Origin of the sequence: Paenibacillus antarcticus, assembly GCF_001637225.1 — a bacterium.
GTDB lineage: Bacteria > Bacillota > Bacilli > Paenibacillales > Paenibacillaceae > Paenibacillus_AQ > Paenibacillus_AQ antarcticus.
On record NZ_LVJI01000014.1, the window covers coordinates 306883 to 318477 of the forward strand.

An 11595-nucleotide genomic window follows, 5' to 3' on the forward strand; every position below is an offset into this window, starting at 1 on the left:
GCATCAAGCAAACCCGTTCTGTGCTAGATATTCCATATTGATTCCCTTTGGCTTCGCATCACCTTGCTGCCTTGACGAACCATAATTAAGCAGATGTTCTACATATTTTCCAAGCACATCGCATTCAATATTCACGGTATCGCCTGCACGTTTATGGTTAAGAACGGTTTGTTCTAGCGTATGTGGTATGACAGATACTTCGAACGTACCTTCTTTGACTTGAACCACAGTCAGGCTAATTCCATCCAGTGTTATTGAGCCCTTAGGAATAATATATTTGAAAACTTCTTGATTCGCGGGTGTGATTTCGTACACAACTGCATTCTGATTCCTTGTGACATGTTGTATTCGACCGATCCCATCCACATGTCCTTGCACGATGTGTCCACCAAAGCGTCCATTAGCGATCATTGCACGCTCTAGATTTACTTTATTACCTATCTGGAGATCTCGCAGATTCGACTTACGAAAAGTCTCCGGCATAACATCAGCTGCAAAGGAGTTGGCATCTAATGAGGTCGCTGTAAGGCATACGCCATTAACGGACACACTATCACCTATCTTCAAGTCACTCATAATCGTTGAAGCAGTGATGTGCAGTACCATCGCCTCACTATTTCGAGTTATTCCTCGAAGGATACCCATTTCCTCAACTAACCCTGTAAACATCATGATCACCGTCCTTCAAGTCAATTAGGACCACACAGGAATACCACTAATACATACATTATCTCCCAATTGTTCCACTTCCAATGATTCTAATCTAACGGCATCCTTCATCCATTCACTTCCTTCAAAAGAAAAACTACTAGGGGCGTTTATTCCCCCCACAATTTTGGGTGCTAAATAGATCACAATTCGATCAATCAGTTTAGCTTCTAGCATCGCTCCGTTCAATGTTCCACCACCCTCAAGAAGGATCGAACCTATTTGCATCGCACCCAACTTTTCAAGAGCTAGTAATAAATTCACTTTTGGACCAGCACCGCATGATATTACAGTCACACCTGCTTCATGTAGCTGCTCTGCCTTTGAAACATCCATCTGCTCAGTAGTCAATACGATAGACTTTGCTACTCCATCTCGTACGACATTGCAATCTAATGGGATGCGGAGAGTGGAATCTACAATAATGCGAATTGGACTCAACCCATCCACAGAAAGACGTGTAGTCAAATGGGGATCATCCTTCACAACCGTCTCCACGCCTACCATGATCCCTTGATGCCGATGTCGTAATGTATGGACTTGTTCACGAGCTATTTCATTAGAAATCCACTTACTGTCTCCTATTTTGGAGGCTATTCTGCCATCCAACGTGCTGGCCGTCTTCAATGTGACGTATGGAATCCCTGTCGTAATATACTTGATGAATTTCTCATTAAGTTTCAATGCTCGATCTTGCAACAATCCGACTTGTACCTCAATCCCTTTCTCTCGAAGCATAGCAATACCCTTACCAGCTACTTGAGAATTAGGATCCTCGCATGCTACCACAACACGCCTGACTCCTTCTTTTATCAGACGTTCACTACAAGGTGGTGTTGTTCCGTAGTGACTGCACGGTTCCAAGGTAACATATACCGTACTTCCAACGGCCTTCTCACCAGCCATAGTTAAGGCATGAACTTCTGCATGTGCGGTACCACGTTCTAAATGCGTTCCCAGGCCGACTAAAACCCCATCCTTTACAACAACACAACCTACAACAGGATTAATATGTGTCTGTCCCTGAGCTCGTTCAGCCATATCTAGTGCGAGCGTCATATAAAACTCATCGTTCATAATTTCCAATATTTCTTCACCTCCACCTTCACATAAACCTTTGACTTGTGAAACTCTGTCAGAAATACAGGACACAAAAGAAAAACCCCTTACCTGAATGAAAGATACTCATCCGTTAAGGGGTTGGATTATTGAGAGTCAAATAGAATACACAAATATAAAGTCAATGGACAATTACCCAAATAGACCACAGCAAATGGAATAAAATTTGCTTGCGGAACAATTGTGAAAGTAGTCACATACTCTTGTGATTTATCTTTGAACGCTTACGCTATCACTTCAAGTGATTTACGTAAGTTGCTCTCCTTCTCCCATCCAGACTTTACTGTCGGTCCCGGAATTGCACCAGGTCCACCGTACGCTATACATAAGCGTCCGGGTCACGGACTAAGCCTCATCGTGTGCATAAGTATGCTATAAACGATTAGACATCACCGCCGGTAGGGAATTTCACCCAACCCCGAAGTAGATAAACATGATATTAAGTTATTATTAATATGAACTAAATAATAATATGGTGATAATAACACCGGACAAAAATAATTGCAAGACCATTCAATAACCTATTTTGTTATCTCCCTGCATGGTTCATGAGTAATACTCATAAAAAATAGGCTAAAAATAGTTAATATATAAGGTTTTTTTTATATCTTATTTTAATAATATATAAAAAAATGAAAGGAAGTGTCTGTATGTCATACTTCTATATCTCGCAGGAAATTGATAATCGTGACACTCCTCGTACATTGCCAATCGGGAATGCTTCGGGCAGGTGGATAAGCTGATGGTCTTAGCTAATGATGAAGTGAATGTGGATGATTTTCCAGCTACTGGTTCAGAAACAGATGATTCAGGATCTTTTCAAAGGGCGATAAATTCGGCAAATGCGACTGGAAAACGAGTTATAAGATTAAAAAGTAACAAAACATATTCTGTTAAATCTAAAATAAACTCTTTCAACGATTTAACATTTATTGGAGATAACACTCGGATTCTCGGAGCTAAATCACCTAAGTTTATGGATGCGATGGACCGAAATTTATTTATAGGTATATGGTTTGACAACTATAACTTTGTTGTACAGAGCAACAAGGAACAAGTATCATTTGAAAACTGTAAGTTCACCAATATAGGGACTGTCGCTATCTATTATTATGGTGGTACCAAAAGCTACGTTAAGAACTGTCAATTTAGTAATATCACGAACAGTAGTATCATTATGGATAATGATGCTAAACAGATAATGATTAGAGACTGCTTCTTCACGAACCCGTTTCCATTTAATGGGTTAGCTGTATCTTCATCGGATGCTGCACATATACACGCACTTAATGGTAAAAACATTATCGCTATAAACAATAGGGTATTCAACAGTGGTGGGCAGGGAATTATTTTCGGAAATAATTCTTCTTCTGGAAAAGGGGTCACCTACTCTCAAGCCATAGGGAACTATTGTGAGGGAAACGGACAAGAGGGCATCACAAGTTATGGATACCTTAAGGGTACGACTTGGACTACTTTTAATAACATTATTATGGGTAATATCTGTGTAAATAACCGTTATCATCAGATCGAAGTTTGGTTATCCCCTGATAATACCGTTATTGGCAACATCGTTGACGAGAGCGGTACAACTGGAAATATTGGTGCCATTACATTATTCGGAACAAGTCGCACCATCTGTACTGGTAATAAAGTTGTAAACGCTGCAAATAATGGTATCGCCATATTATCCGGATCTGATAAAAATATCATAACGGATAATGTTATTATAGGTACGAATAGCATAGGAGCATTAAGCTCTGCAGCAACATCAGGGCAGGGAATTCTTTTAGATAGTTCAGGGGGAGCCTCACCAACAAGAATAATAATCAAGGATAATATCATCGAATCGAAGGATACAACAAAGACAAGCACATTAAATAAATGGGGCATTTACTCCACTACGACATCCATGCAAGGTAACACAATTAAAGATAATCGGACATATGGATATGCAGGAGAAACGCATTACTATGCCAAGAAAACAACTAGGCATTTAAATGATGTGAAACCCGTGGGAACAAATTCAGGATATGATCCTCATGTGGAAAACATTGCTATGACTGAGCTAGGTAAAACAGGTTCCAAATATGTAATCAAAGGTTGGAACTTAATTGGCACCACATGGCTAGAAGACAGAGTCTTGACAGGAAACTAAGTGACTTTCAGCACATATAGCCAGTATGGTGGGTGTCAGTCACAAAAAAAAGCTAATCTCTTAGGAGATTAGCTTTTTTGATTTTTAATAAAATTATGCTTCGTCCCAAACTTTAACTTCTTTCATTTTATCATTTGCTTTGATACCGTCTACAAGTTCGATTCCACTTGTCACTTTACCAAATACAGTATGAACGCCATCTAGATGTGGTTGTGGAGCATAAACGATAAAGAACTGGCTACCGCCCGTATCTCTACCTGCGTGAGCCATAGACAATACACCTCTAGCATGTTTAGTTGTGTTGCTTGATGCTTCACATTTAATTGTGTATCCAGGTCCGCCAGTACCATTTCCTGTAGGGCATCCGCCTTGTGCAACAAAGTTAGGAATTACACGGTGAAAGCTTAGACCATTATAGTACCCACTATTAGCCAATTTTTCAAAGTTTGCTACTGTGTTTGGTGCTTCTTCTGGTAGAAACTCGATTTCTATTACGCCACCGTTTTCCAATTCAATTGTACCTTTTTTCATAATTATCCATCTCCTTAAAATATGATGTGATTACATTTAAACGCAATCTTAAAAAATCATTTCTTGCATTATTAACAGACATCCTATAGTTTACTATGAAACAATACCTTAAAGCAAAAGAAACAAGGACATCGCACACAAAGGGATCAATCTCGGCGTTAATACGCATGGATTGATCCCAAAGCCCAAGCTATATCTGGCGTCTACTACCGCTAAATCTAAGGGTTATTTCAACACCGCTTGCTTACGAATACGCTCAGGAATAAGATCGTTCCCTATAATATTCTGGAAGCTTTCACGCTGTACAACAAGATCACTTTCTCCGTCCTTAACGAAAACAACACCCGGCCGACGAATACGATTGTAATTATTCGCCATTGAATAGTTATACGCTCCAGTACAAGACACAGCTAATAAATCTCCGCTTTCCACTTCAGGAAGTTTAACATCCCAGATTAACATGTCACCACTTTCGCAACACTTACCTGCAATGGATACGATCTCTTCCTCAGCGTCATTTGCCCGATTAGCAAGTACAGCTTCATATTGGGATTGATACAACGCTGGACGAGGATTATCCGTCATACCTCCATCAACAGCAACATATTTACGAACACCTGGAATATTCTTTTGAGTACCCACGGTATATAAGGTTGTCCCAGCATCACCTACGATACTACGGCCTGGTTCTACCCAAATCTCCGGCAACTGATTAGAGATACCTGCAAAGTGTTCTTTTACTGCATCTGTAATGGCTTTAACATATTGGGATACTTGTAGTGGTGTATCACCATTAACATAACGAATTCCGAACCCACCACCAAGGTTGACTACTTTAAATTCAACACCTAGTTGTTGTTTTACACCCTTAGCAAATTCAGCAACTTTTTGAACAGCCATTTGGAATCCTTCTACCTCAAAGATTTGAGATCCAATATGAGAGTGAACACCCAGTAATTCAATATTGGATTGTTTAGATGCTGTCTCTACACCTACAAAAGCAGAACCATTTCCAATATCGAACCCAAACTTGGAATCCGTCTGTCCTGTAGAAATATATTCATGTGTATGAGCTTCAACACCAGGAGTCACACGAAGTAGAACTTTAACACGCGCATTCTTCTCAAGTGCAATGGCTTGCAACAAGTGCAATTCAATCAAATTATCGACCACAAAGCATCCAATTCCTGCGTCGATCGCCATTTCAATCTCTTCTGGTGTCTTATTATTTCCATGGAAATGAATACGCTCAGCTGGAAAGTCTGCTTGTAGTGCCGTAAATAACTCACCCTCTGATACGACATCCAAAGACATTCCTTCTTGCTCTACTACCGCACACATTGCCATTACACAAAAAGCCTTGCTTGCATAAGCCACCTGAAATTGAAGACCAGATGCTTTAAAAGCTTCAACATATTCTTTACAACGATCACGAACTAATTGTTCATCAACGATATAGAGTGGTGTGCCAAATTCCGCCTTAAGATTAACAACATCACAACCACCAATTTCTAAGTGTCCATTTGCATTTATTTTACTTGTACCATGTAAGAACATTTCAGCAATCCTCCACATTTTATGGAATAATAAAATATTCCATCTGAGTTTTCATCAGTATAGCAGAATCCCGAAATAAGAGTAAATGGATTAATTTGCAGATCATTTGTATTAATCTACGTTGGTCACTCGTCAGCTTGCTGGGGCGGCATCCGTGTATTATCCCTCGGTTTATTGAAAGAAGGGCGTTTCTTATTCGCTAACACCGGCATACGGAATAAAATTTCAGCCATCGCCTTTGCATTAAAAGGTATAAATGGCCATAAATATGAAGAGTTGTACGATCTATGCAGTGTCAATAACAGAACAAGCAATGTCGAACCAATCACGAATCCAGGGACTTTAAAGATAGCCACAGCAACCAGCAAAACAAGTCGAACAATTCGATTAGCGAGACCGAGCTCATAACTTGGGGTAGCAAACATTCCAATCGCAGCAATGGCCATATATAACACAACCTCATTGACGAATAGTCCTGTTTTAACTGCGATGTCCCCAACTAGAATCGCTGCAATCAAGCCCATAGCTGACGCAATGGATGTTGGGGTATGAATAGCTGCAAGTCGGAGTAAATCCACACCAAATTCCACCATTAGAAACTGGGCAATAAGTGGGATCTTCCCTAGCTTTTCAGGACCAATAAATTCCAAGGCAGCCGGTTTAAGCTCGGGATGTAGAACAAGTAACATCCATAGTGGCAGTATAAAAATGGAGAAGAATATCCCTAAAAACCTTATCCATCTTAAGTAGGTGCCAATAAACGGCGTTTGTCGATTCTCTTCTGCATGCTGACATAAATCAAAAAAAGTGGTTGGCATAATCATGACACTTGGTGACGTATCGACGAATACAACAATTCTACCTTCCAGCAGATGTGAAGCGACAACATCTGGACGCTCTGAATATCTCACCAATGGATAAGGATGCCACCCTTTGTTAATGATGGCTTCCTCAAGTTGTTTATCTCCGAGCGGTATACCGTCAATTTTAACACCTTTAATCTTCTCTCGAATGGTATCTGTTTGCACTTTATCCACAATATCATCTATATAAGCAATACACACATCCGTCCGAGTTCTTCTACCCACCTGAACGATCTCATATTTCAATCCAGGGTCTCTTATACGGCGTCGAACCAATGAGACATTTGTGAGTAACGTCTCCGTAAACCCATCTCTAGATCCTCTAACCACACGTTCGATGGACGATTCATCAGGATTACGCGAGGGATAAGTACGCGTATCTACCATGACTACAGTGTTATCACCTTCAATGAAGAAAGCACTCATACCTGTAAGCACTTTATTAATTACCTCACTTAAAGCCGTCACTTTTTCCACTTGAATATGAGGTATGTATTTATCAAAGAAAGACTTCATGGCTTCTGAAGAGACTTCTCCTTGATCAATAAAGGTTAATCTCATAAGAATCTCTGTCATTATACTGCTATCTGTAAACCCACTAATAAATAGTATCCCTGTTTCAATGCCACCAAAGTTCATTTCCCGGAAAACGACGTCAAATGAAGAACCTAATCCCATGACCTCGTTTAACACCTTTATAAGTTGCTTAAGATCCCCGGAAAATTCATCATTATCCTGCCAATAGATAATCGACTCTTCAATCGAATCCGACTTTTCATTGTCTCTTTTATCCTGAAGTTGTTGTTGACTTGCATCGTCCTTCTTTACAGGTTCGTTCTCCGTCGGTGCTTCAGTTGACATGGACTCACTCCTTCTACACTAGCTATCTCCGGTACACATACCAATCAAAAAGTGAACCTGCCACTTTCCCAAAAATCATCGCCATTAATAGACCTACCAAGTAGTTCCTCATATGCAGCCGCTTTGCCAGTATCGGGAGCACATTCAATACTTCTGTTAACGCCGCTGCAAGAAGACCCACAAACACACCAAAGAACAATCCTATAATTAACCCAACAAGCGGATTAAATGAGCCTTTCCAGTTCCAGAAGTCACTCACCGTCCCAACTAAAGAACCTACGATTAAGGCCCCTTCATACCAATGTACTTTATGATACGAATGAGTTAACTGCGCAAGTCTAGGCACGATATCAAGGACCAGAATAAAGGCAATAACACCACTCCCGACAGCAATTCCTCCAGCGATCCCTAACAATATTTGTATAATCCACGTCAATATCGTCATGATGGATGCTCATCTTGCTTCGTCCCTACTTTCTTATACTCTTCAGCAACTACGAATTCATCAATATTCTCTTGGTAAAGAAACATTTCAACTTCTAGCGGCGTAGGCTCTTCATTCCATTTCTTTTTAAAAAGATGATTGAAAAATACAACCATACCGAATCCAATTCCAATCGAATACGAAGTTTGAAAAAGATACGGATGTTCATCTCTCTTCCCTGTGACCATCTCCACAACCTTGATTTGAACTTCCATCATATTCACGTCCGCGTGAAAATTCATAATCGTTAGAGCGGAACCAAAAAACAACAGTAACCACACTAATAAGAATAGCGAAATGGAAGGTTTCTTTGAGTTTCCAACAATTTCAACAATCACCTGCTGAAGCCCAATTGACTCGATAAAGACATTGGGTATAACTTTCTTCACTCGCGGTATAATTTGCATTAAATCCATAACAAGCAAGTTTCCATCTTTTTGGAGAGGAAGAACTAATTCTAGGCTGGATAACTTCTCTTCCCATTCCGGTTCACTCAGAATTTGAGCGATATCTCCAAGTTTTATCATCTTACCCCTAGGGATTTGAATACGCTTTTTGAGTTGAAGATAAATCGTGGGAGAGGAGGTATTTGCCATAACGAATCACTCCTTTTATGCTAAATTATCGTTAGTATGGTAAATAACTGTGTTTTTTAGTCAGGACGAATGGATTATCTGAACACTTCCTATATCAACATCTCACCAAATAAAAGAGCACACCATGTATTACTGGAGTGCTCTTTGCCGTTCAAACATTATTGTAATGAAGTCTTATCAAGATTTACTTCCATGTCCCGCCCTGATTCATAATAGCTGTAATGCCCCGGATTAAGTTCCAACTTTTCGTCCATTGCAACATTTTTATAACGATCCACATTAACACTCGTTGATACCATCCCCTTAAACACGCTTTCTGGATGAGTATTTTTTCCATTAATACGCATCAAGGATTGACCTACCCCCTTGAAACCTGGAGAGTCTGACTCTGATTCCACGATCAGGTCTTTACCGTCTGTATAGTAAGTGAAATGAATATTAAATCCTTCTACTTTTAACTGTACTGACTGCTTCTTCTCACCCGGCTTGGCGAGAGTAATCCAGTTCTTTGAGGAATTATATTTGGTGACAACAGCATCTTGCAGAATAAGCTTGATCGGAACTTGAGACCAGTCTTTGTACCATTCGGGAGACTGGAACAAGTACATAGGTTGATAATTCTTAGGGTCAGCACCCTTTAAGTAGTAACTACCTTTAATCTCATTTCCACCTACAACCAGCCTTACCGTGTTATAACTGACTTCTCCTTCTTCAGGAAATTCCAGCGTGTTATCTTTTTGTATATTAACACCAATTTCCAACGGCGTTATAACGAGTTTATCCAATGCTATTCCTGTCTTTTGTTGAAATTCGGTACTGCTTTGAAGTTTCCGTGAATAGATCGCTTCGCTAGCCTTTTTACCATCTACTTTAAAGTCAAAATTCCACTTACCAGTAATCCGCTTCGTTTCCTCAATATAATTAAAATGAAGTTCCGCAGCATGCCATTCTTCTTCAGTTAGGTTGAACACCTGTTCGATGAGTAAATCTGATCCCTCGTTAGGAAGTTGGGTTGGAACGCCCTGAATGTTTCCGTTGTTTTTGGTCTTAATGACCAGATGTGGATTCCCCTTACCTTGATCAGACTTTGAAGCTGAAACATTATATCGGACTGTGATCTGGTTTTTATCTTGATTTACCGATTGTATGTGAATATTTTGATACTGTTTTGAACCTGTAAGAACAACATCGCCTGCTTGATGTCGAGATTTCAGAGGTACCTCCATATTTTTTAAAAAGATGAGATTCTCAGCCTCAAGCGTATACTTCTTCTTAAGATGCTGCAGTTCGTCCTTGGTCTCATAAATACCGAGGAGTTTCCCACTCGCTTTATCATAGTGTAGATACCCGATTACCTTCTCTCTTCTACCAGATTCGTCTGTAATGGATGTATCTTCAATCGCAACCCCATCATAAAGGGATAGTTCCTCATTAGATTCAAGTGAGACAATCATTTTCATCTTCTCTCCATCCGTTACAACACCATTAAGCTTCATAGTAACACCCTCGTTGGATATGCTTAGATCATAGCGCTGACCAAATCCATTATTAAGTGCCGTTGTGACGTTACTGCCACCGATGAGGCTGTCCCAATTCATCGCCACACCGGCGAAAGTTGGTACTGCAATAACCATAAAACAAGAGAAAACGATAGCTGCAGGAACGAACTTCCTTCTGCGCAGTGTAGATTTTTTTTGTTCTATCACTAATTTCCGCATAAGTGCTTTCTGTTCAATTGTGGTCCACATCGCATCATAATCCGGTTGCGAGTTTTCTTCATTCACTTCACTTTCAAAGCGTCGACTCATTTCCAACCATCTCCTTCACTTGGGATGCAGCCTTATTTTGAAGTAGCTTTAATCCCCGATTTAATCTAGATTTCACCGTGCCTTCAGGAACGTTAATAACTTTAGAAATCTCAGGAACTGTCAATTCGTTCACATAACGTAGCGTAAATACCATTCGCACCTTATCAGGGAGCATACGATATAACTTATAGAACTCCACCTTGGTTTCTCGTTGATCATAACTGTCCTCCACTGGGTTGGATGATAATGGACGTGAGCGTAAATAAGCACTCATTTCTTTAGTCCAGCCATGTTTGCGTCTTCTGAGTACGCTACTACACTCATTAGAGGCGATTCTCAATAACCACGCTTTGATCTCCCTTACTTGCGATCTGTCCGTTAGTATCGCTTTGACAAATACCTCCTGACACATGTCCTCAGCATCTGAACGATTTTGCATCATGTAATAACAAAGACGGTATACCTGTTCCTTGTACGTCTCGAACAGTTCATGATCGTTCACTTTGAAACACACCTCCTTCGTAATGGATTCAACTATATGACAGATAACAACAATAAATCGTTCGTTTTTATTCTAAGATACCTTTATAACTACATTGTTACAACCATGTGAGCTTAGATACTTTCCCTCATTTGGTACAGCCTAACAGCACTTACTCATATAAAAAAAGAGCAATCCTTAGTCATTTATGACTAATAGGACAGCCCTTCTGCAAGTGTAAGCTATTTATTAAGTTGATACGGTACGGTTCTAATCACAATATCCTTATGATTAACCAGAAAAGTACGAATAAGTAGACTCGACTGGTTGTGTAAAATATTTTGCTAATTTACCCTAAAACTATTATTTATGTATGAAAAGCACATCAAAAAATCCTGAGATTATTTCCTCAGGATTTTTTGATGTGCT

General features: G+C 39.9%; 10 protein-coding genes and 1 riboswitch. Of the genes, 1 reads left to right on the plus strand and 9 read right to left on the minus strand.

What is annotated here, in order from left to right; translation table 11 throughout:
• Positions 1 to 3: 3 nt before the first annotated feature.
• Entirely contained in the window at positions 4 to 669 is a 666-nt protein-coding gene (gene ribE / locus PBAT_RS09920; protein WP_068649090.1) for a riboflavin synthase, read from the minus strand.
• 24 nt (positions 670 to 693) lie between these two features.
• Entirely contained in the window at positions 694 to 1794 is a 1101-nt protein-coding gene (gene ribD, locus PBAT_RS09925) for a bifunctional diaminohydroxyphosphoribosylaminopyrimidine deaminase/5-amino-6-(5-phosphoribosylamino)uracil reductase RibD (RefSeq protein WP_068649092.1), read from the minus strand.
• 290 nt (positions 1795 to 2084) lie between these two features.
• Positions 2085 to 2257: riboswitch (FMN riboswitch) on the minus strand.
• Positions 2258 to 2569: 312 nt separating this feature from the next.
• On the opposite strand from ribD, the gene PBAT_RS09930 reads away from it, so the two are divergent.
• Positions 2570 to 3985 carry a right-handed parallel beta-helix repeat-containing protein gene (locus PBAT_RS09930; protein WP_068649024.1) on the plus strand — a complete coding sequence of 472 codons (1416 nt, stop codon included), beginning with the start codon at positions 2570 to 2572 and terminating at the stop codon, positions 3983 to 3985.
• 93 nt (positions 3986 to 4078) lie between these two features.
• Here the strand turns inward: PBAT_RS09930 and PBAT_RS09935 are convergent, their stop codons facing one another.
• From PBAT_RS09935 to PBAT_RS09965, 7 genes are all read right to left on the minus strand, one after another.
• Positions 4079 to 4516 (minus strand): peptidylprolyl isomerase, encoded by a 438-nt coding sequence (locus PBAT_RS09935; protein WP_068649026.1) that lies wholly within the window; start codon positions 4514 to 4516, stop codon positions 4079 to 4081.
• Between the two features lie 225 nt (positions 4517 to 4741).
• Positions 4742 to 6073 (minus strand): diaminopimelate decarboxylase, encoded by a 1332-nt coding sequence (gene lysA / locus PBAT_RS09940; RefSeq protein ID WP_068649028.1) that lies wholly within the window; start codon positions 6071 to 6073, stop codon positions 4742 to 4744.
• A gap of 125 nt (positions 6074 to 6198) precedes the next feature.
• Positions 6199 to 7797, minus strand: a complete 1599-nt coding sequence (locus PBAT_RS09945) for a spore germination protein (protein WP_068649030.1) — start codon at positions 7795 to 7797, stop codon at positions 6199 to 6201.
• A 22-nt stretch (positions 7798 to 7819) separates the two neighbouring features.
• On the minus strand, positions 7820 to 8242 hold the full coding sequence (locus PBAT_RS09950) for a stage V sporulation protein AB (protein WP_068649033.1): 423 nt from the start codon (positions 8240 to 8242) through the stop codon (positions 7820 to 7822).
• Positions 8239 to 8877: a stage V sporulation protein AA gene (locus PBAT_RS09955; RefSeq protein ID WP_068649034.1), complete on the minus strand. Its 639-nt coding sequence runs from the start codon at positions 8875 to 8877 to the stop codon at positions 8239 to 8241. Before PBAT_RS09955 ends, PBAT_RS09950 begins: the two co-directional genes overlap by 4 nt.
• 158 nt (positions 8878 to 9035) lie before the next feature.
• Entirely contained in the window at positions 9036 to 10685 is a 1650-nt protein-coding gene (locus PBAT_RS09960; protein ID WP_068649036.1) for a DUF4179 domain-containing protein, read from the minus strand.
• Positions 10669 to 11187, minus strand: a complete 519-nt coding sequence (locus PBAT_RS09965) for an RNA polymerase sigma factor (protein WP_068649038.1) — start codon at positions 11185 to 11187, stop codon at positions 10669 to 10671. The genes PBAT_RS09960 and PBAT_RS09965 overlap by 17 nt, the downstream gene beginning before the upstream one ends.
• Positions 11188 to 11595 lie beyond the last annotated feature (408 nt).

What these genes read in the sequence shown, in the direction of transcription:
- ribE (WP_068649090.1), bottom strand. Translation starts at nt 669, where the DNA reads ATGTTTACAGGGTTAGTTGAGGAAATGGGTATCCTTCGAGGAATAACT.
- PBAT_RS09930 (WP_068649024.1), top strand. Translation starts at nt 2,570, where the DNA reads ATGGTCTTAGCTAATGATGAAGTGAATGTGGATGATTTTCCAGCTACT.
- PBAT_RS09935 (WP_068649026.1), bottom strand. Translation starts at nt 4,516, where the DNA reads ATGAAAAAAGGTACAATTGAATTGGAAAACGGTGGCGTAATAGAAATC.
- lysA (WP_068649028.1), bottom strand. Translation starts at nt 6,073, where the DNA reads ATGTTCTTACATGGTACAAGTAAAATAAATGCAAATGGACACTTAGAA.
- PBAT_RS09945 (WP_068649030.1), bottom strand. Translation starts at nt 7,797, where the DNA reads ATGTCAACTGAAGCACCGACGGAGAACGAACCTGTAAAGAAGGACGAT.
- PBAT_RS09950 (WP_068649033.1), bottom strand. Translation starts at nt 8,242, where the DNA reads ATGACGATATTGACGTGGATTATACAAATATTGTTAGGGATCGCTGGA.
- PBAT_RS09955 (WP_068649034.1), bottom strand. Translation starts at nt 8,877, where the DNA reads ATGGCAAATACCTCCTCTCCCACGATTTATCTTCAACTCAAAAAGCGT.
- PBAT_RS09960 (WP_068649036.1), bottom strand. Translation starts at nt 10,685, where the DNA reads ATGAGTCGACGCTTTGAAAGTGAAGTGAATGAAGAAAACTCGCAACCG.